Origin of the sequence: Burkholderia sp. EMB26, from assembly GCF_024730645.1 — a bacterium.
GTDB lineage: Bacteria > Pseudomonadota > Gammaproteobacteria > Burkholderiales > Burkholderiaceae > Burkholderia > Burkholderia cenocepacia.
Window position 1 is genome coordinate 2,225,779 of record NZ_CP078070.1, and the last position, 19,896, is coordinate 2,245,674.

Genomic DNA, 19,896 nt, shown 5'->3' on the forward strand with positions numbered 1-19,896 from the left:
GCTTCTTGACCGACTTCGCGCGTTAACGCAAAACGGCCTGGCAATCGCCAGGCCGCTTCTTGCCCACGCGTGAACCGGGGCAGCACGCCAACCGAACCGGCAGCCCGCTTGCGAATTATCGCGACATCAAACGACGCGCAACAACGCAGGCGAGACCGATGCCGCTTCGGCCGGAAAGCTTATTCCCACTCGATTGTGTTTTGCGTGACAAACAGCAATTAAATCAATGGCTTGCAAAATAGCTCAGCATGGATGCCATGAAAAATGCCATTTCTCATAACTTTGCAGATCGCTTAGATCAACACCCAGCCATCTAAGGCGAAGCACGGGGCCATGTCTCGCCCGTTGTCCGTCGCGGTATTGAGGCATGACTTCACCTGGTCAAGTGCAGCTCCTACGACGATGGCGCGGGCAAAATCCACGGTTACGGCGATCTTCTTGGGGACCGTGAGAACAAAACGCATGTGGCCCCACTGGTCATGCTCCGCATCATAGGTCGCTTGCCAGTAGTCGTATTCCGCAGGCAACTCGAACAGTCGTGCCGTCAGCTTGAACTTCTGCCCGTCCACACGTTGGTGGGCGCCAAGGGAAATATCGTGCTGAGGGACTCTTCCAAGCTGCATGCTTTGCCTCACTTCGTGGAGTCGATGAACGCACCAAGCTTGTCGAGATCATGCGACCAGAAAAGGGAGAGGCCGCGCGCCTGTGCCTGTTCAAGGTTCAGCACCTTGAAGACGCCGGCCAGCGCAGCGGCCGGCACGACCTGCGCAGTGCCGAACTGTTTGATCCAGTACTCGGCCTTGACGGCCGCGTCGTTGTTCAGACGCTTGACGCTGTTGGTTGCGCTGTTCGACACCTTGCACTCGATCGCCATGAGGCGCGTGTCGTGCAAGCGCACGACAACATCGGCCTTACGCTCGCCGAGCTGGCATTCAGCGCAGAACTGCATGGCCTGCGGCCCTTTGACGATCGTGTTGATCGCCACGGCCGGGGCCTCGGTGAAGCCCAGGCTGCGAAGGTAGTCCTTCACCGTCGTCTCTTGGTTCTCCTTGCCCTCGTTGCGTCGCTCGGTGGCGATGCGCTGCGCGGCCAGGAGCACCGACGAAGCCAACAAGGCCGCTTCGCGTTGCTGATCGGTCGGTGCGCCGCCGGCCTCCATCCACGGGAACCGATGCGGATCAATCACGCGCTCGATGACCTCGAACACCTTACGCAGCGCCTCGGAGTTCTTCTTCAAGACGCCCGGGGCGATCGACTCGACATCGGCGATGACTTGAAGATCGTCATCGGAGATCGGCGGGCCGGCCAGGTAGCGCAGCGCTTCGCCGAGTCCCAGGCCGTAGGCTTCGGCCAGGTTGTCATCGGTGATCGCACCAGGGTTGAGGTCGCTCAGCTTCTTGAACAGCAACTCGAACTTACCGCGCGCCTGGTTGTAGTGGGTTGCCCAGGAGTCAGTGACGGCCAGGCGCTCGGTCCGGAACTGCGCGGCGGAGGTTGCGGCGTCTTCAGCCAGTTCGGCAGTGGTCCATCGAGGCGGTGCGCTTGTCATGCAAGAAGTGTTTCCAGGCTTGGGATGCGCAGGCGCTCGATCTCCTTGGGCTCAAACTTGGTCAAGCCGCCGGCATAGGTTCTGCCGCTCCCGGTGTTGATGTTCTTGTTGAGCCACGTCACCAGGCGGGCCATCACTCCATCGGCCAGCGGCTGGCGAGGGTAGAGGCCGTGCGCGACGTTGATGTGTCGCGCGTCGCATGCGTTGAGCGTGAACTGAGGCGGCCGGCGGGCCATGTAGGTGCACAGGATCGGGGCCGGGGCTTTGAGGCCCACGGACCACCAAGCTTTGCGGTGCTGTGCGATATAGCTCTGATCCGCGCCGTTGATCTTCGCCCAGGACAGGAAAGCGCTGATGCGTCTCCGCTCTTCCTTGGTGAAGTCGTCCAGCTCGGCCGGCAGGTCGATGACACGGCGCAGAACCTCGGCCGAGTGCAGATGCGCACCGGCCTGTATCAAGTCTTTGGCTTTAGTGACGGCCGGCAGCTTGACGCGATCGGGCAAGCCGTTCGCATGCTCACCAGCGATCCAGATGTCGTTTGCGCCTGTGACCTGGCCGCGATGCACACGGAACAGCTCGCCAAGCTCGATGTCGCCAGCCGCTGCTGGCTCGGACGGGCGGACGATGATCGACCAGCGCGGCGCGGCATGCAGCCGTTCGCGCGGGATGTCGGTTCCCTTGGTCAAGCCGTTGAGGCGTTCCAGCTCGTCGACGGCGCGCACTCGAACCGGCTCGGCCGTCTCGCCGACGCGGAAGCAGGTGATCGCCGCCGTTGTCGCCGTGCCGGGGAAGGCTTCGACGGTTGGCTCAAGCACGTGCAGGGCGGTCCCGCCCAGCTCGTCGAGCAGCAGCCGGCGCAGCGCCGAACCGTAGTTCACATCCATCCACTCGGCCGAGGTGATGAATGCACCCACGTCGCCCGCCTTGGCGAGCAAGCGCGTTTGCAGGAAGAAGTGCAGATGCAGGCCGGCCAGCGCACTCGCCTTGATGCCGAAGTCGGCGAAGTTCGAGGCATACCAGGCTTTCCAGTCCTCGGCGATGTCGTGATGTCGCACGTAGGGCGGATTGCCGATGAAGGCCGTCATGCCGGCGCAGCGCGGCAGCTTGACCTCCCGATAGTCCTTGACCAGCACGGTCGCCCGATCGGTCCAGCCGCGAGCGCTCAGGTTCGCGCGCAGCATCAGCGCGGCCAGGGGGTCCATCTCCACAGCCACGAGCTGCGCGTCAGGAAAGGCAAGGCCCGCGGCCAGGATGAAGCGACCCGACCCCGCCCCAGGATCGACGATGCGGGCCGGCGTTCCTTGGCTGGCCAGCCAAGTCATCATCGAGCGGACGATCGGCGCAGGCGTGTAGACGGCACCGGCCGCACGACGCTCAGCCGCAGAGCGAATCGACGAAAAGGCTTCGCCGAGCGGGTCGGTGCCGCGCGAGATCGCCTTGCGGATCGCCTCGATGTCCCGAAGCTTGAGCGCCGATGCCGGCGCGGTCTTTACGAGCTTGCGCTCGGCCGCAGACAGGCCGCCATGTCCTCCGATGAGGGCAAGGCAGAGGGCTACTAGCTCTTGTTCTGTCTGCACGTTCATTTCTGTTTTCCCTTGGAACCGGCGAACAGGTCAGCCTGGCCTTGCAACTGCTTCTCCGTGAAGGTGCGCATGAAGTCGCGCAGCACGTCAGAGGCGTGTCGATCTTGGGCACGGCAAGCCTGCACGAACGCCTCGCGCAGCTCTTTCTCCACCCTGATGCGCATCCCAGAGTCTTTGAGTGACATAGGCATAGGATAGCACAGTGGATACACATTGTGTATCCACTGTGCTGGGGTCAGCTTGTCGAAATGACCCGATCACACTCCAGGACAACATATTCCGGCACATTGTCAAACTTGTGCGGATTTAGCTGCATCACATATTCATTTTCGATATGAAAGGACTCATTCACGAAGATGTTGCAGACAGGAATACCCCGTCCCGAAGTCATCGGCGGCGAAGCGCACACCGATCTGCCGCAAGGCGTCCAGGGCGGGGAAGATCGCCGGATCACCAAACGCGACCGATTCGGTCAGCTCGATTTCGAGATACTCGGCGGGCAACTCGGCATCAGCCAGCACGCCCTTTACCCACCCGTCGAAGTCCGGTCCCACTTGGCTCGCCGAAACATTGACGGCCAGCCGGAACGGTCGCCATGCCAGCATTCGCCAGTCACGCATCTGGCGGCAGGCTTCGCCCAGCACCCAAGCGCCGATTTCAGGCATCAGGCCGGACGATTCGACCACGGGCAGGAACTGGCCCGGTGGCAATAGTCCAAGCGTCGGATGACGCCAGCGCAACAGGGCTTCCGCGCCGACAATCCCACCACTGCGCAGATCGACGACGGGCTGGTAGTGCAGTTCAAGCTGCCCGCGCTCGACCGCTTGGGCCAGTTCCGGCGTCGTCCATCCATCCGGCCGGAAAGCGCTCATTCTCTTTCCCTGAATGCCCGCAACGCCCGCGACAGGGACAGAAGGAACAGGCCGGTCAAACCGAGCGCCGCGATGACCCAATGCTCGCCGAGGAAAGCACCGGCGGTTGTGCCGGCCAGCACGACAGCGAGGATGGGCAGGTGGCAGGGGCAAGTCAGCACAGCCAGTCCGCCCCACAGGTAGCCGGTGATCGGTTTGTGCGTCTCGGACGGCAAGCGCTCGGGGTTGTTCATGGCAGACTCTCCGCGTGCTGTGCCGGCTCGGTCGGCAGGGTGGCCAACTGCACTTCCAGATCGGCCAACGCTTCGCGCCGACGCTCGACGAACTGACGCAGCAGGGCAAGCTGCGCGGCCGCTTCGTCGCCGTCCGCCGCATCCAGCGCCCGGCACAGCCGCGCCAGCGCGTCGAGGCCGATGCCCGCCTCGAAGGCCGCCCGCACGAAGCACAGCCGTTGCAAGGCGGCGTCATCGAACAAGCCGTAGCCGCCTGGTGTGCACGCCACCGGGCGCAGCAATCCGCGCAGCAGGTAGTCGCGCACGATATGCACGCTCACCCCGGCATCAAGAGCCAGCCGGGACACCGTGTAGGCGTTCATTGAACACCTCCTTTTTCTCACCCGGCGCAGCAGGAAAGCTGCTTCACATCCTTGTTGAAGGTCTGCGCCGCGAGCTTCAACCCCTCGACCATCGTCAGGTAGGGGAACAACTGGTCGGCCAGTTCCTGCACCGTCATGCGGTTGCGAATGGCCAGAGCCGCCGTCTGGATCAGTTCACCCGCTTCCGGCGCGACCGCCTGTACGCCGATCAGCCGATGGCTGCCTTCCTCGATAACCAACTTGATGAAGCCGCGTGTGTCGAAGTTGGCGAGCGCACGCGGCACGTTGTCCAAGGTCAAGGTGCGGCTGTCGGTCTCGATCCCGTCGTGGTGGGCTTCCGCCTCGCTGTAGCCCACGGTCGCCACTTGCGGATCGGTGAACACCACGGCCGGCATTGCGGTCAGGTCGAGCGCCGCATCGCCGCCGGTCATGTTGATCGCGGCACGGGTGCCGGCCGCTGCCGCCACATAGACGAACTGCGGCTGGTCGGTGCAGTCGCCGGCCGCGTAGATGTTCGGGTTGCTCGTGCGCATGCCTTGGTCGATGACGATGGCACCTTGCGCATTGACAGTGACCCCCGCTGCGTCCAGCGCGAGGCTGCGCGTGTTCGGTGTCCGACCGGTGGCAACCAGCAGTTTGTCGGCGCGCAATTCACCGTGCGTGGTGGTCAGCACGAATTCACCGTCCATATGGGCGACCTGGCTGGCTTGCGTGTGCTCCAGCACCTCGATGCCCTCGGCACGGAAAGCGGCTGTCACCGCCTCGCCGATGGCCGGGTCTTCACGGAAGAACAAGGTATTGCGCGCCAGGACCGTGACCTTGCTGCCCAGCCGGGCAAAGGCTTGCGCCAGCTCCAGCGCCACCACCGACGAGCCGATTACGGCAAGGCGTTCGGGAATGGTGTCGCTCGCCAGGGCCTCGGTGGAAGTCCAGTAGGGTGACTCTTTCAAGCCCGGAATCGGCGGGACCGCCGGGCTGGCACCCGTGGCGACCAGGCAGCGGTCGAACATCACGACGCGCTCGCCACCCTCGTTCAAACGGACGGTAAGGCTCTGGTCGTCCTTGAAGCGCGCCTCACCGTGCACAACGGTGATGGCCGGATTACCGCCCAGGATGCCTTCGTACTTGGCGTGCCGCAGTTCGTCGACGCGGGCCTGCTGCTGGGCCAGCAGCTTACTGCGGTCAATCGTAGGCACAGTTGCCGCAATACCGCCATCGAACGGGCTTTCCCGGCGCAGATGGGCGATGTGGGCGGCGCGGATCATGATCTTGGACGGCACACAGCCGACATTGACGCAGGTGCCGCCGATGGTGCCGCGCTCGATCAGCGTGACCTGCGCGCCTTGCTCGACGGCCTTCAGCGCCGCCGCCATCGCGGCTCCACCGCTGCCAATGACCGCTACCTGCACCGAGGGCTCGTTGCCACTGTGCTTTTCGGCGGCGGCCATCCATCCCCGCACCTTGTCGAGCAGTCCGACGCGGTTGTCCGCCAGTGGCGCATCGGCTAGCGTTGCCTTGTAGCCCAGTCCGGCCACGGCGGCAGTCAGCGCGTCCGGCGATGTGCCCGGCACGATGGCGAGTTGCGCTGTGCCCTTCGGATAGGACACCAGCGCCGACTGCACGCCTGGCACTTTTTCCAGCGCTTCCTTGACGTGCGCCGCGCACGAGTCGCAAGTCATGCCGGTGATTTTTAGATGGGTCATGCAACAGATCCTTTATCGTTTGTGGCGCCAGACAATGACGTCCGTTGTGCTGCGGTGCCGTTTTCAGTGACTCACTGCTTGACGCTGGACGGATAGCCCGCGTCTGCGGTTGCCTTGGTCAGCTTCTGCACGCTGGTCTTGGCATCGTCGAAGGTGACGACCGCTTGGCGTGTCTCGAAAGTCACGTCAACTTTGCTGACGCCTTCGACCTTGGAAATCGCCTTCTTGACAGTGATCGGGCAGGCGGAGCAGGTCATGCCCGGTACGGACAGCGTGACGGTCTGGGTGGCGGCCCAGACGGGGGCAACAACGGCGGCGAGGGCGAGGGAGGCAAACAGTTTCTTCATGGTGAACTCCGATCAGTAGAAAAATGGCATGACGTAGGGAAATCCGAGCGCGACCAGAACCAGCGCGGCCACGATCCAGAAAATGAGCTTGTAAGTAGCTCGCACTTGGGGAATCGCGCAGACCTCACCCGGTTTGCAGGCCGCTGCCTGCCGGTAGATGCGCCGCCAGGCGAAGAACAACGCCACCAGCGCCACGCCGATAAAGATGGGGCGATAGGGTTCCAACACCGCCAAGTTGCCGATCCAAGCGCCGCTGAACCCCAAGGCGATCAGAACCAACGGCCCGAGGCAGCAAGCCGAGGCGAGGATGGCGGCAAGCCCTCCAGTGAAGAGCGCGCCGCGCCCGGTTTTTGGTTCAGACATGCGCTTGTCCTTTCGAATTGAAATTGGATAGCGTAACCTTACTTCCGTACTCATGTACGGAGTCAAGCGATATGGAAAACAATTTGGAGAACCTGACCATTGGCGTTTTCGCCAAGGCGGCCGGGGTCAATGTGGAGACCATCCGTTTCTATCAGCGCAAGGGCTTGTTGCTGGAGCCTGACAAGCCCTATGGCAGCATCCGCCGCTATGGCGAGGCGGATGTAACGCGGGTGCGCTTCGTGAAATCAGCCCAGCGGCTGGGCTTCAGCCTGGATGAGATCGCCGAGCTGCTGCGGCTGGAGGATGGCACCCATTGCGAGGAAGCCAGCAGTCTGGCCGAGCACAAGCTCAAGGACGTGCGCGAGAAAATGGCTGACCTGGCGCGCATGGAGGCCGTGCTGTCTGAGTTGGTGTGCGCCTGCCATGCGCGAAGGGGGAACGTTTCCTGCCCGCTGATCGCGTCACTACAGGGTGGAGCAAGCTTGGCAGGTTCGGCTATGCCTTAGCGTGCTTTATTTTCCGTTTTCTGAGACGACCCCTATCTCCTCCTTTGACACTCGACCGGGCAAGGCCGCGAGTTCGGCGTCAGTGAGGCTCGCCAGCACGTCGCGCAGACGCACAGTGGACACATGAGCCGGAGGGGCCATTGGGCCCTCATCATCCACGAATGCAGGCTCAGGAAGCTCGGCAGCACCCTGCTCCACGTCGGCCGCCGCTCTAGCATCCGGTTCGCTCAAAGCGTCCTCCACGAAAGCGCCGTGCCTGGCCGCCTCGGCTTGGCTTACATCACGGGTGGCCCATATCCTTTTGACCTGGGCCATGCTGCACCCAGCCAGTTTCGCCGTATCCGCGATGCTGCGGCCTATGCAGCGCAACGCGATGACCTGGGCGCGCAACTTCGGATCAGCCCGTCGGCCCTTATAGCGGCCAGCCTTCTTCGCCAGATAGATGCCCTGGCGCTGCCGCTCGCGCCTGTCCTCGTAGTCGTCGCGGGCCATCTGCAGGGCCAGCTTCAAAAGCATGTCCTGGACAGATTCCAGGACGATCTTGGCAACGCCCTGGGCCTCGGCCGCTAGGTCGGACAGATCGACAACGCCAGGGACGGCCAGGCGTGCGCCCTTTGCTCGGATCGAGGCCACCAGGCGCTCGGCCTCGGGCAGTGGCAAACGGCTGATGCGGTCGATCTTCTCGGCGATGACCACTTCGCCCGGTTGCAGGTCAGCCACCATGCGCAGAAGCTCGGGCCGGTCGGCGCGTGCGCCGGATGCCTTCTCGCGGTAGATGCCGGCGACGTAGTACCCGGCGGCCTTCGTGGCCGTGATGATCCCTTCCTGGCGTTCCAAGTCTTGCGCGTCCGTGCTAACGCGCAGATAGACCCGTGCCACCATTGGTGCGGTTGCGGGCTTCATCCTGCTCATGCCGGCTCCTTTGAGCATACCTAAATGCGCCCACTATAGATCGACAGGCTCATTTAATAAAGGTCGATCTATATGAGCCTAGCTCAAGGTGATAACCTCAACGAGCCAAGCAAGACAATTTCAGCGTGAGGACATGATGGGCAAGAAGGAAACCGAGGAAGCCTGGCTGCATGCACAAGTTGGCCCGGCCTTTGATGCGCTGAAAGCCGACCCAGGCCGTGCCGTTACCGCTGACCAGGTGCGCGCCCGTCTGGCTGACATCGCCCAAGCTATGGAGCTGGTCCGCCGCGTCGATGCGGGCCTAGAATCCCTGACGCCCTTTGACCCGGCGGAGGACCTGACCACCGCCGAAGCCGTGGCCGCATTCCTGGCCGACGCCGAGGCCACGGCCGACCCGGCCTATATCGAGCACGCTCACCAGGTCGCGGCACGTGCGCGAACCACGCACGGCATCGCGTCGTGAGCGAGCTGGCCAGCGTCGCCATTCCTGGCGGTGCTGCAGGTGGATCTCATCGCCGGGAATGACGATGCGAGATCCACGCCAAGGGGAAGAGTAAGACGGGGCATCATCGCCCGATCTGGCGATGATCGAGCGCCGGCGCGCATCGCCACTTCCGACGATGCAGGCCCGGAAACGACAAGGGCGGCCAATGGCCGCCCTTGCTGTTCCTGGTGTCTAGCTTACGCGGGGTGAAGCGACTGGCGCACGGCATTCAGTGCCTCACGGAAGTCGGCCGGCGTCGCTCGGCCCGTCTCGGCCTGGTAGAACACGACCATGAAGGCATTGGCGACTGCTTCGGCCAGCGGCCCGAGCTGCCGGGCTGCGTCCTGGTCAATCCAGTCTAGGGCCGCGAGCTGCACGGCCGCATGATGCACTGCCTGAGTTGCGTTGGTAGGATTCAAGGTTGCCATGATTCACCTCTCCATCAGGTGGGTTAGTGGAAGTGTCGGCCGGCCCCACGCCGGCCGACGCGCCTTTCACGCCGGCGTCGAGCGATTCACGAAAGCAGCGACTTCATCATCGGGATCGGCCGCCTGATTGCCGGTCTGTTCGCCGGCCAAGCTGTCGCCGTCGAAGGCCGGAGCCTCTGCTGCTGTGCTGGCCCGGATCGCCGTTGCCACTTGGCCGCCGATCGTTTGGTCCATGCGCTCCTGGAAGCCCTCCGCGAGCTGCACGGCCTTGCCTTTGAGTACTGCACCTGCGCCCTTCGCCAGCTCGCCGGCCGTGCCCGCTGCCAATGCTGCGGCACGAGTCAAACCAACGGGGCCGGTGCTGCCTGGTGCGGCCTGCGGCCCCTGTCCTGCCCCGCCAGCGGGCTTGGGTTCGCTCTTGGCGGCCTTGTCGGCACCGTTGCCGGTGCTGGCCGTCGAGCTGCTGCCTTTGTCGCCGGCGCTGGCCTTGTCGCCAGCGGCGGCACACGATTGACCAGCATCAGCAACGCCACGCAGAAAACCAGCATCACGCCCAGCTCTTCAAAGTTCAGCGTGCCGGTGTTCATCCTAGCGTAGAAGCTGGAAAGCAGGTCGTTCCCGATGCCGACCAGGAGCACCATCGTCATGATCTGCACCGCCACGCCCAGGACCGTCTTGTAGTAGTTGATCGCCATGTCGGAAGTCCAACGAGAGCCACCGAAGCCGAGGAAGAAGATGCCGGCGTACATCAACAACCACCCTGACACGAGCAGCAGGAGCATGTTCACAGCGACAACCGCCAGCAGGATCAAGATGCCGACGCTCAAGGCCACACCGATGAAGCTATCCACGGGCGACCAGATTGACGAGTTCGTGAATGCCTGCTTCAAGATCATGAAACCGATATCCACGATGCCCGAGGGTGTCACCGACGCCACCCCGGATGCCTGCTCACCGATCCGGGCCAGTGACTGGATGATCGAGTTGGCGAAGGCAGGGCCATTGCGCAGCAGCCAGAGGAAGAAGCCGAAAAACAGGATGAAGCGGATGAACTCGGCGAAGAACTCGCCAATGTCAGCCTTGCGCAGCGCCATGAAACCGAACGTCCAGACGAGCGAGATCGTGCCCAGCGGCCAGAACAAGAACGTCGCGGCGTTCATCACCACTGTCTGCCAGGCCGTGGCCCGCGTGGCGAACTCCGTCACCACCTGGTCAAGCATCCCCTGGTTGGTGAGCTGGGCCGATGCAGCGGTGGAGTAAAGCGCGAGAGTGACGCCGATCAGCGCCGCCTTGTGCAGTGCTTTCATGGTTTCACCTCCTGCCCCTTCGAGCCTTTCGGATCGGCCAGCTCCAGCCAGTTCATCGGCTTCTCGGTCGGGGCGATGCCGCCGCCGGCCGGCGACCGGCGCGAGCACAACCCGGCGAAGGTTTCGCGCGTAGCCCTGTCCTCGATCTTCTTGATCGCCTCGATCTGGCAATTGGTGTCATTGACCTCGGGCATGGGCGGAATGGCCGGCTTGTTGTCGCAGCCGGCCAGCATCGCCGCCGCGAGACCGGCAAGCAGCATCGTCTTTTTCATGGTGCCGGGCCTCCGTCAGCGGGTCAGTTCGAGCCAGTTTTTCGGACTGGCCGTGCGCTCGATCCTGGATTCCCTGGAAGTCGCCCCGGCTGCCGCCTGCTGGGCTTCCTTGTCGGCGTCGGCCTGCATCTTGGTCGCCACCGCGTTCTGCTGCGCGATCAACAGGCCGCGAATCTGCAAGAGCTGGTTGGCCTGCTGGCTGGCGAGCTGGTTGGCGTAGCCGATGGCCTGCATCTGCCCGGTTGCGCCCTGCGCCGAGGACTGGAGCCGCTGCAACGTCGCGGCGTCGGCGGTCAGGTTGTCTTGCTGCTTGTCGAGGCCCTTGAACAAGGCATCGTTGGCCTTCTTCTGCGACTCGCTGGCGAGCTGCTGCACGTTCTTCATGGCCGCCCACTCGGACGCAGAGCAGCCGGTGGCCGTGAAGCACGGCGACCCCTTGTAGTAGTTCACGTCCTGGAACTTGCCGATGTAGCTGTCCAGGCTGCCGAGCTGGTTCTTGTAGTAGTTCAGCGTGTTGGTGGCGTTCATCAACCCGTTGATGGTCGATTGCGCCTGATCCCAGATATACGCGGCCGGGGCCATCGTGTTCTGGAGCTGGTTCTGATACTGCTGGAGCTGGGTGCTGTACTGCTCAATTTGCTTGAGCGTTTGGGCCACCGATTCGATGGCCGTCATGATGTTCTGCGACAGGTTGGTGCCGTCGATGACGGGGATACCAGCCCGTGCGGGCGTGCTGACGATGCTGCCTGCCAGGACGGTGGCAAGCGCGGTTTTAGCCGCTAAAAGGCGAACGTGCTTCATGGTCGATAACCCTTTCTGAAAGTGGCTTCAGGGTCATCGAATAGCTGCGCCACGTAGCTAATCGGTAATTGACCAGAGCGACACCGAAGCCCGGCCTTTTGGTTCATGTCACGGTGTCATTGCGTGTTGATGCCTCTATACCTCCGATTGCTCGATCCGAACACAGCCCATTGAATTTTTAGCCGCTAAAGCGCTCAAGGCTTACCTCTTCTTTCCTGCCGGTGGAGCCGGCTGCCTCGCAGAGCAGGATGTCCTCGTTGAGCACCCAGTGCGAATAAGGGGCAGTGAAGATAGATAGCCGGCTCGCCGGTTAGCTAACTTCACACATCCTGCCCGCACCATCGCATTGATTCTCGATGATCGACTCACTGATTCTCACGCTATAAGCACACCATTGAAGTGCAATAGCGCACCAGCAGCACGGAAATGAACAAAAATTATCGGTTTTCGTGCGCGTGCTGTCATGCAGTTGCCGCTTGCAGCGTTTCGCTCGGTGCTTACAGCGATTGAACATCGGCTTTTTGATAGATCTTCACAGCGAACAAGTTGACCTCAATTCCGCGTCACTGAACCACGGGCTTTGCCTTTTGGTGCTGGCCTTGCGGGCCCTGCCGGAGCATTGGTGATGTGCTTTCGCACGTATTTCAGGAACGTTTCGTAGCGAAACGGAATGCGCCCAATCTCGTGCATGTGCTCCCAGATGATCCTTAATGCAAAGCCAGCGGCCATAGCCTCCATCACGTTCGAGCGCGCCGCCATGAACGCTGGCAAGTAGTCCTTCCGCGTCAGTCGCCTGGCCTTCTGCTCGCGCTTGAGGCGCGCGGCCAGTTCCTGTTCAATCCCTGCTGCCATTTCCGTAAACCTCCGTTATCAACTGAACTACTCCGAAGGTTACGAACTGGCAGCCCGCACAACATCCCAATAATTGGCCGAACTGGTTGACATGAAGCGCGCAACCCGGCAGCGCCTATCGAAGCATTGCGATAGGTGACGTTCAGCACTCCCGAAAAAAGTTGAACGCCAAGAGGGGCCGAGAGATCGGCCTGCGGGTTCAGCCTCCTCAACGGTCAATACTCAGCCGGCCGCCATCGTCGGAGAAGAGAACCGCGCTGAAGATGACGGATGCGCAGCTTGATGAGCGCGAACAAGAAGGGAGCCCAGTTGCGACCGTGATACCGAATTGGAACTGTTGTATGTTGTAGCGCGCTACAACATACAACACCAGTCTATAGACACTTGAGGGGCGCTGCGTTTTAGCCGCTAAAAAGAGGCGATCAGACTGCCTTCCCTTTTGGCGTACAACTCATCGGCCGAAGGCCGACCATCGGCAAGGGCTTGGCGTCGCCCTACAGGGCGGCGGCAAATGCCGCGCCTAGTGGATGATCTTGGAAGATCATGGATGGAATTTGCGAACTGGCCGCAAGCCCGCGCCGTTACTGTGTTTTCCAGTTCTGGGCGGGGAACGTTGCTACGGGTGGCGGGGAACGTTGCTACGGAGACTGGGGAACGTTGCTACGGGCTTCGGCCTCCCGATTTCCCACTTTCCTTCCGCATACTCGTTCACCTTCCAGCCCACGGCATCAAGCTCGGCCAGGGCCTTGCGAGCCTTCTGCCGGCGCTTCTTCATGGCCTCAGCGTTCGCTTCGTCCGGCCAGACGTAACCGCAAAGCGTATCGAGTTCTGCGCGCCCGGCCTTGCCAGGGTCGATCCAGCCGCACAGCCGTTGATGAATCAGGCGAGCCGGGTCGGTTTGGAGCGCTCGCACCTCGGCCATTTCGATGCGGGTGTACGGGCGCCGACCAAGAATTGCCTCTGCAATCTGAGGATTCAACGCGACGAATAGCCGTCCGTCCTCCTCATCGAAGGCATAGCTCATCAGGTGAAAAGACCTTTGCCGGCTTCCCTTGGTGACCACCACCGTCACGTTTGCCATGCGCAGCAAGCACGCCTTGATCGCCCTGATGTTGTCGCCGCCATCGGTCAAGCCGATTTCGGATAGCAGGCTTGTCATGCTCTCGCGCACGACAAGCGCATCCTGCCCTGCCGCATCGAACTTCGGCTCAAGGAATAGACGGAGTTGCCTCGGCAAGTCCGCTGTTGGCTCTGGCGTCAGGATGATGCCCTTCGGCCCTCCAAGAGCCACAAGACCTTGCAGCAGCCGCATGTCATCTGCACCAAGAGGCTCGAAGCCGACGAACCGCGCTTGCTCATTCTCGGCGTAGTGATACGTCACATCGAGCTTGAGCTTCTTCCGTTCACCGCGCTTGAGACTGCGGAACAAGCCGGGGACCAAGCAGTGCATTGGGTCGTGCCTGGCATGTGTGAGGTCAAAAGCCATCGCCTCGCCTCCGACCATCACGTCCCTTTTCCTCATTCCTGCTGGCCTCATACAGCTCCACCGGCACCAGCACTCCGCCGGCGTGCCGCATGTACCAGCGATCAAGCGGTGTGGCGTCGTAGTTCTGCTTGCTGACGCCGAAACGCACGAAGTAGCCGCGCCGATCACTGCCTATGGGCTGCCGATCATGGGCGCGATCGCTGAGGCGCTTGGCCTCATCCTCGGTCATACGGGCGACGTAACCGCACCATCTGGCGTTGTCGATCAGCGCGGACGCGCCACGCGCGGCCTGCTGCTGGTCGGTCTGCCCTTCGCGGGCGCTGCCCTTGCTGACGTGGTGCAGGTAGAGCACGGATGCGCCCGTAGTGGCCGCAACGTGCTCCAGCACGGCCACGAGGTGGGCCATGTTGCCGTTGCTGTTCTCATCGAGCGTGTGAATGCGGCTCAGGGTGTCCAGCACGATCAGGCGCGCCCCGGCACCGTCCTCAATAACGCGGCGCAAGTGGGCCTTTTTCATGATGTCCAGGCGCTTGCCCATGATCGGCTCAAGCACGAGGTTCTCGCCGATGGCTTGGCGGGCTGTATGCCCGAGGTGCTGGCCGATGGCGTGGATGCGCCGGACAAGCGCGGGCGGCGGGTCTTCTCCGGCCAGATAGACCACGCGCCCGGTGTGTGCGGGGGCAAGGCCCACAAGGTCGCCGCCGGCAACACTGCATGCGATGCTCATGGCCGCTTCTAGCGCCCAGAAGCTCTTACCGGTGGCTCCTGGAGCAACGAGCGCGCCCACGGTTCCCGCTAGGAAGCCCGGCCATATGAAGTCCAGCACCGGCGGTTCGCACTCGAACGCAGCCAGGACGTCAATCGCCACGACTCAGTTCCCCGTTCCGTACAGGGATTCGTCGCTCAGCACCTCGGCGATCTGCGAGGTTCGAAAGTAGACGCGCCGACCGATCTTCAAGCGAGCCTTGTTGATTCGCCCCGCCCATTCACTCGTCGTGCGCAAGCTGACCCGCAGGCCATCCGGTGATCGATCCAGGACGGAGGCGAGCTGTGCCATGCTCAGCAGCGGGCCGAAGCGTTGCAGTAGCGTGTCTTCTATCGTCATTGCGTAAACCTCCGTTATCAACTGAATTGCTACGAAGGTTAGGCGTTATTGGGGGTTGCCTACATCTTATTAGTTGTCCAAAATGGTTGACATGAAGAACGATCCAACCATTCTCATCTGGGAAGGCTGCGACCCCACTGTCTCGGAAGCCATCGGGCAGTTTGAGGATCGCTGGCGGCCGTATTCCGCCTCCTCGCGGCGCTACCCCATCGTTGGGCTGTTACAGGAACTCATTGACCCCGCCGTGGCTGCGTACACGGCGACGCTGCCACAACGCTACTTGGGCCATATCCCCGGAGCAGGAACAGGGGTGAGCTTCAGCGGAATCATTCGACTGGTTGGACTTGATGCGATGGTTCGCATGCAGCGGCAGTTGCTGCGCCAGTTCATCAAAACGGAGGATAGGCAGACGCCAAGAGATCGGCGGTTTGTTGCAACACTCGAATCGTTGATCGGGCTTGTATGGGACTGCGCCTGCAAACGGCCGACGAAGTCAAAGGTGCGCGACACCCGACTGAATGGCGAACGCCTCCAGGGGTTCTGCCGGTTCTGCGGATCACTCGCCGAGCTGACCTCATTCGCCGGCGGGAGCGATGATCCGAAGGCGGACGATCCAGAGGAAAAGCTTCGACTAAGCAGCCTGTATTGCCTGGATCACCGGCCTAAATTGCCGAGCGGCGCATGGAACCCTGTCTACAGACAAGCAAGGCGATCCCTCGCGCAATTCGACCTCGAACTGGCGAGACTCACCCAGCAATGCGCGAAGCCGGCCACTGCCCAAGTGAAATCGGGCGATCAACTGGTTGACAGCTACTTCTTCCACTATGTCGCGGGCCAGACCTTACAGCCGGCGGACAAGGCAGAGCTGCGCAATCAAGCACGGCTGATGGTGGACTCGAAGCTATCGGACCGCAAGAAGCAGATGCTGATGCTCCAATGGTCTGGACTCAATCAGTCGGAGATTGCGCGAAAGCTCGGCATCGAGCGCCAGGCGGTATCGAAGGCGCTGGCGGCGATCCCCGCAATGTTCCGCTTGAGTACAAAGCCGCGCTCACGGCGTCAACCTAATTGACCAACTAATAGGACGAAACAATCCGCATTGCCAGGCACCATCAGGCACATGTTCGCAAGTGACTGAAAGAGGCCAGGGGATGCAGGCAACGGCAAGCAAGACGCTCATTAATCGGAAGAAGCTACTGGCGATGATCCCGCTGTCTGAGCGCACGATCTTCAACATGGAGCAGCGCGGGGAGTTTCCGCGCCGGATCGCACTCACCAGCCGAAACGTCGCCTGGGACTTGGCCGAGGTCGAGGGATGGATCGAGGCGCGGAAGTCGTCGGGCACTCAGGCCATGCGCCCTGGCTTCACTCCGTCTGCCGTGGCCGGCGGCTCTGCTGCCCCTTTTAGCGGCTAAAACGCTGCGCCCCTCAAGTGTCAATGAAACCCGAGGCCATGCCTCGATGTTCGGGCGGCGCTGCCTAACCTGCCTTTCTCTGGCTTACGCCTTCGGCCGTCTCAGCGTCCATTCGTCGATCATGTCCGCCCAGTCCTGCAACATCGCCGTGCGCTGCTCGCGGTACTCGGCCTTGTTGTAGACGGCCCTGACGCCTCTCTGCTCGTGCGCCAGGCACTTCTCGATCCAGTCCGTGTTGTAGCCGGCTTCATGCAGCAACGTGCTGGCCGTGCGCCGCAAGTCATGTGGCCCGAACTTGGCGAGCGACTTCCCTTCCTTCTGCGCCAGCCGATACGTCAGCGTCAGCACCTGGTTAAGCGTGGCGCTGCTCATGGGTAAGTCCGAGTCATACCGCGACGGAAGCACGTAGTCCGATCCCCCCGCGAAGGTTTTCAGGGCAATGAAGATGTCCAGCGCCTGCCGGGACAGGAACACCAGGTGCGGATTGCGCCGCTTCATCCGCTCCTTCGGGATCGTCCAAAGCGCGTCGCTGAAATTGATCTCGCTCCAGGTCGCGTTGGTCAGCTCGCTCTTGCGCACCATCGTCAACAGCAGCAGCTTGGCCGCCGCCCGAATGGATGGCGCTGTGCCGATGCGCTCCATGTACTGGTACATCAGGCCGATCTCGTCGGGCGTCAGCGCACGGTCGCGCGGCTCGAACTTGGCAATGGTCGTCGGGCGCACCAGCTCGGCCGGGTTCTCGACCTTCTGGCCGCGCTCGATAGCCCAGCGATAGACCTGGAGCACCACCTCGCGGACATGCACGGCCGTCGCCGGCGCGCCGCGCTCGACGATGGCATCGGTCAGCGCGCGCAGGTCTTCGTGGGTGATCTCCACCAGCTTCTGATTGCCAAACTTCGGCTTCAGCTCGCGCTCGTAGACCGAGCGGCGCATGTCGCGGGTGGAGTCGGCCATCTGGTAGCCGCGCAGCCACTTTTCCGCCCAGGCCCCGAACGTCTCCGCGTCCTTGACGCGGGCCTTGTCCCGCGCCTTTTCCTTGGCCGGTGACTTCCCGGCCGCGACCATCTTCTTGGCCTCACCCAATCGCTCGCGGGCTTCCGCCAAGGTGATGCCGCCGACACCGTAGCGGCCGAAGGTGATGGTCTCCTGCCTACCGTGGATCGAGTAGTTGTAGCGGAACGAGATCGCTCCGGCGGCCGTGACGGCTACATAGAGGCCGTCACGGTCATTCACCTTGTAGAGCTTGTCCTTCGGCTTGAGGTTGCGCAGCTTGGTATCGGTCAACATGGTTCTCGCCCTGATTCAGCTCAAATACCACGATCCGAAAACCGGCCAATCCTGGCGCAAAACAACAATAAAATCATTGTGTTACGCAATTTCAATACCATGCACATCCGCAAGGTGGTTGCATGGTATCGGCGACAGTCTCATGGCATAGAAGCATTCAATGCCATCCATCATGCCATGAAAAAACGGTGCTTGGCGATGCCAAATGTTGCCAGGCGGTGCCGAACGAAATCACAAAAAAGCCCGCAGTGACGCGGGCTTAGGTGTGTTTTCGTGCTACTAGATGCCAGCCAGTGCCAGACGCCGAATCACTCCCACTCGATCGTCGCCGGCGGCTTCCCCGAGATGTCGTACACCACACGATTGATCCCGCGCACTTCGTTGATGATCCGGTTCGACGCGCGACCGAGCAGCGCGTACGGCAGGTGCGCCCAGTGTGCGGTCATGAAGTCGGTCGTCTGCACCGCGCGCAGCGACGTCACATAGTCGTACGTCCGGCCATCGCCCATCACGCCGACCGACTTGACCGGCAGAAACACCGCGAACGCCTGGCTCGTCAGGTCGTACCAGCTCTTGCCGACGTCGGCCTCGCCGCACAGGCCGGCAGCCGCATCCTGCGCGGTTGCCGTCGTGCCGCGCAGTTCCTCGATGAAGATCGCGTCCGCGCGGCGCAGCAGGTCCGCGTACTCGCGCTTCACTTCGCCGAGAATCCGCACGCCCAGGCCCGGGCCCGGGAACGGATGGCGGTACACCATCTCCGGCGGCAGGCCGAGCGCGACGCCCAGCTCGCGCACTTCGTCCTTGAACAGGTCGCGCAGCGGCTCGAGCAGCTTCAGGCCGAGCGTTTCCGGCAGGCCGCCGACGTTGTGGTGGCTCTTGATCGTCGTCGCCTTCTTCGTCTTGGTGCCGCCCGATTCGACCACATCCGGGTAGATCGTGCCCTGCGCGAGCCACTTCGCCTTCGACAGCTTCTTCGCCTCGGCCTGGAACACCTCGACGAACTCGCGGCCGATGATCTTGCGCTTCGCTTCCGGATCGGTCACGCCGGCCAGATGGCCGAGGAACTGGTCGGATGCATCGACGTGCACGACCTTCGCATGCAGGCGGCCCTCGAACATGTCGAGCACCATCTTGCCTTCGTTCAGGCGCAGCAGGCCGTGGTCGACGAACACGCAGGTCAGCTGATCGCCGATCGCGCGATGGATCAGCGCGGCCGCGACGCTCGAATCGACGCCGCCCGACAGGCCGAGAATCACTTCCTCGTCACCGACCTGCTCGCGAATCTTCGCGACGGCTTCCTCGATGTGGTTCTTCATGATCCAGTCGGGCTTCGCGCCGGCGATCTGCAGCACGAAGCGTTCGATGATCTGGCGGCCCTTCACGGTGTGCGTGACTTCCGGGTGGAACTGCACCGCGTAGTAGCCGCGCGCCTCGTCGGCCATGCCGGCGATCGGGCAGCTCGGCGTCGACGCCATCAGCGCGAAGCCCGGCGGCAGCTCGGCAACCTTGTCGCCGTGGCTCATCCAGACTTTCAGCATCCCGTGGCCTTCGGCCGTCGTGAAATCCTCGATGCCGTCGAGCAGGCGCGTATGGCCGTGCGCACGCATTTCCGCATAGCCGAATTCGCGATGGTCGCTCCACTCGACCTTGCCGCCGAGCTGCACGGCCATCGTCTGCATGCCGTAGCAGATGCCGAGCACCGGCACGCCGAGATCCCATACGGCCTGCGGCGCGCGCAGTTGGTGGTCTTCGTACGTGCTCGCGTGGCTGCCCGACAGGATCACCGCCTTCGGCGCGAACTCGCGGACGAAGTCGTCGGACACGTCGTTCGGATGGATTTCGCAGTAGACGTGCGCTTCACGCACGCGCCGTGCAATCAGTTGGGTGACTTGCGAACCGAAGTCGAGAATCAGGATTTTGTCGTGCATGGCTGCGGACGGGATGAAGAGAATAAGAAAAGCAGCGCATCGAGCGCTGCGTCAAAAGCATGGACAGCGGCGTCGGGCGGCAGGCGGCACGCGCGACGCAT

Annotated in this window: 21 protein-coding genes and 4 pseudogenes; 4 read left to right on the forward strand and 21 right to left on the reverse strand. The window is 62.4% G+C overall.

All coding sequences use genetic code 11. The annotated features are described in order from the left end of the window. Positions 1 to 293: 293 nt before the first annotated feature. The 10 genes and pseudogenes from KU887_RS10495 to merT form a co-directional block, all read right to left on the reverse strand. Positions 294 to 623 carry a hypothetical protein gene (locus KU887_RS10495; RefSeq protein WP_059029519.1) on the reverse strand — a complete coding sequence of 110 codons (330 nt, stop codon included), beginning with the start codon at positions 621 to 623 and terminating at the stop codon, positions 294 to 296. A gap of 8 nt (positions 624 to 631) precedes the next feature. Further along, the gene (locus KU887_RS10500) at positions 632 to 1,549 is read right to left on the reverse strand and encodes a XamI family restriction endonuclease (protein WP_011051584.1); all 918 of its coding nucleotides are present in this window, start codon (positions 1,547 to 1,549) and stop codon (positions 632 to 634) included. Further along, positions 1,546 to 3,132 (reverse strand): Eco57I restriction-modification methylase domain-containing protein, encoded by a 1,587-nt coding sequence (locus KU887_RS10505; RefSeq protein WP_258250052.1) that lies wholly within the window; start codon positions 3,130 to 3,132, stop codon positions 1,546 to 1,548. Before KU887_RS10505 ends, KU887_RS10500 begins: the two co-directional genes overlap by 4 nt. Further along, on the reverse strand, positions 3,129 to 3,296 hold the full coding sequence (locus tag KU887_RS10510; RefSeq protein ID WP_227893452.1) for a plasmid-related protein: 168 nt from the start codon (positions 3,294 to 3,296) through the stop codon (positions 3,129 to 3,131). The genes KU887_RS10505 and KU887_RS10510 overlap by 4 nt, the downstream gene beginning before the upstream one ends. A gap of 186 nt (positions 3,297 to 3,482) precedes the next feature. Further along, positions 3,483 to 4,004, reverse strand: a pseudogene (locus KU887_RS10515) (EAL domain-containing protein); the annotation flags it as partial. Next, the gene (merE, locus tag KU887_RS10520; protein ID WP_003132004.1) at positions 4,001 to 4,237 is read right to left on the reverse strand and encodes a broad-spectrum mercury transporter MerE; all 237 of its coding nucleotides are present in this window, start codon (positions 4,235 to 4,237) and stop codon (positions 4,001 to 4,003) included. The gene merE and the pseudogene KU887_RS10515, both read right to left, overlap by 4 nt. Further along, positions 4,234 to 4,599, reverse strand: coding sequence for a mercury resistance co-regulator MerD (gene merD / locus KU887_RS10525; RefSeq protein WP_000995360.1), 366 nt, complete (start codon positions 4,597 to 4,599; stop codon positions 4,234 to 4,236). Before merD ends, merE begins: the two co-directional genes overlap by 4 nt. Before the next feature lie 17 nt (positions 4,600 to 4,616). Then, positions 4,617 to 6,302 (reverse strand): mercury(II) reductase, encoded by a 1,686-nt coding sequence (merA, locus tag KU887_RS10530; RefSeq protein ID WP_258250053.1) that lies wholly within the window; start codon positions 6,300 to 6,302, stop codon positions 4,617 to 4,619. A gap of 71 nt (positions 6,303 to 6,373) precedes the next feature. After that, the gene (merP, locus tag KU887_RS10535; RefSeq protein WP_003131987.1) at positions 6,374 to 6,649 is read right to left on the reverse strand and encodes a mercury resistance system periplasmic binding protein MerP; all 276 of its coding nucleotides are present in this window, start codon (positions 6,647 to 6,649) and stop codon (positions 6,374 to 6,376) included. A 12-nt stretch (positions 6,650 to 6,661) separates the two neighbouring features. Then, positions 6,662 to 7,012, reverse strand: a complete 351-nt coding sequence (gene merT / locus KU887_RS10540; RefSeq protein ID WP_003131974.1) for a mercuric ion transporter MerT — start codon at positions 7,010 to 7,012, stop codon at positions 6,662 to 6,664. A gap of 71 nt (positions 7,013 to 7,083) precedes the next feature. On the opposite strand from merT, the gene KU887_RS10545 reads away from it, so the two are divergent. Next, the gene (locus KU887_RS10545; protein WP_003131969.1) at positions 7,084 to 7,518 is read left to right on the forward strand and encodes a mercury resistance transcriptional regulator MerR; all 435 of its coding nucleotides are present in this window, start codon (positions 7,084 to 7,086) and stop codon (positions 7,516 to 7,518) included. 177 nt (positions 7,519 to 7,695) lie between these two features. Here the strand turns inward: KU887_RS10545 and KU887_RS10550 are convergent. Beyond that, positions 7,696 to 8,430, reverse strand: a pseudogene (locus KU887_RS10550) (recombinase family protein); the annotation flags it as partial. Positions 8,431 to 8,587: 157 nt separating this feature from the next. Here KU887_RS10550 and KU887_RS34640 point away from each other — a divergent pair. Then, positions 8,588 to 8,686: pseudogene (locus tag KU887_RS34640) on the forward strand (type II toxin-antitoxin system ParD family antitoxin); the annotation flags it as partial. A gap of 425 nt (positions 8,687 to 9,111) precedes the next feature. Here the strand turns inward: KU887_RS34640 and KU887_RS10560 are convergent. The 8 genes and pseudogenes from KU887_RS10560 to KU887_RS10595 all read right to left on the reverse strand — a co-directional run bounded on the left by KU887_RS10560 (position 9,112) and on the right by KU887_RS10595 (position 15,165). Continuing rightward, positions 9,112 to 9,342, reverse strand: coding sequence for a type I toxin-antitoxin system ptaRNA1 family toxin (locus KU887_RS10560; protein WP_011347386.1), 231 nt, complete (start codon positions 9,340 to 9,342; stop codon positions 9,112 to 9,114). A 66-nt stretch (positions 9,343 to 9,408) separates the two neighbouring features. Continuing rightward, positions 9,409 to 10,649, reverse strand: a pseudogene (gene trbL, locus KU887_RS10565) (P-type conjugative transfer protein TrbL). Continuing rightward, positions 10,646 to 10,921 (reverse strand): entry exclusion lipoprotein TrbK, encoded by a 276-nt coding sequence (gene trbK / locus KU887_RS10570; protein WP_059031236.1) that lies wholly within the window; start codon positions 10,919 to 10,921, stop codon positions 10,646 to 10,648. The pseudogene trbL and the gene trbK overlap by 4 nt, the downstream one beginning before the upstream one ends. 15 nt (positions 10,922 to 10,936) lie before the next feature. Next, entirely contained in the window at positions 10,937 to 11,722 is a 786-nt protein-coding gene (gene trbJ, locus KU887_RS10575) for a P-type conjugative transfer protein TrbJ (protein WP_062739162.1), read from the reverse strand. A gap of 552 nt (positions 11,723 to 12,274) precedes the next feature. Continuing rightward, positions 12,275 to 12,574: a TraK family protein gene (locus KU887_RS10580; protein WP_059031232.1), complete on the reverse strand. Its 300-nt coding sequence runs from the start codon at positions 12,572 to 12,574 to the stop codon at positions 12,275 to 12,277. Positions 12,575 to 13,190: 616 nt separating this feature from the next. Continuing rightward, on the reverse strand, positions 13,191 to 14,060 hold the full coding sequence (repC, locus tag KU887_RS10585; RefSeq protein ID WP_062739216.1) for a replication protein C, IncQ-type: 870 nt from the start codon (positions 14,058 to 14,060) through the stop codon (positions 13,191 to 13,193). After that, positions 14,050 to 14,928, reverse strand: coding sequence for a helicase RepA family protein (locus KU887_RS10590; protein ID WP_062739161.1), 879 nt, complete (start codon positions 14,926 to 14,928; stop codon positions 14,050 to 14,052). Before KU887_RS10590 ends, repC begins: the two co-directional genes overlap by 11 nt. A 3-nt stretch (positions 14,929 to 14,931) precedes the next feature. Beyond that, positions 14,932 to 15,165 carry a plasmid-related protein gene (locus KU887_RS10595; protein WP_033996783.1) on the reverse strand — a complete coding sequence of 78 codons (234 nt, stop codon included), beginning with the start codon at positions 15,163 to 15,165 and terminating at the stop codon, positions 14,932 to 14,934. A gap of 91 nt (positions 15,166 to 15,256) precedes the next feature. Here KU887_RS10595 and KU887_RS10600 point away from each other — a divergent pair, with 91 nt between their 5' ends. Beyond that, complete coding sequence (locus KU887_RS10600; RefSeq protein ID WP_227893453.1) at positions 15,257 to 16,237, forward strand: LuxR family transcriptional regulator; 981 nt, start codon at positions 15,257 to 15,259, stop codon at positions 16,235 to 16,237. A gap of 79 nt (positions 16,238 to 16,316) precedes the next feature. After that, positions 16,317 to 16,580, forward strand: a complete 264-nt coding sequence (locus KU887_RS10605; protein ID WP_059031240.1) for an AlpA family transcriptional regulator — start codon at positions 16,317 to 16,319, stop codon at positions 16,578 to 16,580. An 84-nt stretch (positions 16,581 to 16,664) separates the two neighbouring features. Here KU887_RS10605 and KU887_RS10610 read toward each other — a convergent pair whose 3' ends face one another. Together KU887_RS10610 and guaA are read right to left on the reverse strand one after the other, a co-directional pair. Then, entirely contained in the window at positions 16,665 to 17,867 is a 1,203-nt protein-coding gene (locus KU887_RS10610; RefSeq protein ID WP_059031226.1) for a site-specific integrase, read from the reverse strand. Between the two features lie 308 nt (positions 17,868 to 18,175). Beyond that, positions 18,176 to 19,795: a glutamine-hydrolyzing GMP synthase gene (gene guaA, locus KU887_RS10615; RefSeq protein ID WP_006495569.1), complete on the reverse strand. Its 1,620-nt coding sequence runs from the start codon at positions 19,793 to 19,795 to the stop codon at positions 18,176 to 18,178. Between the last annotated feature and the right edge of the window lie 101 nt (positions 19,796 to 19,896).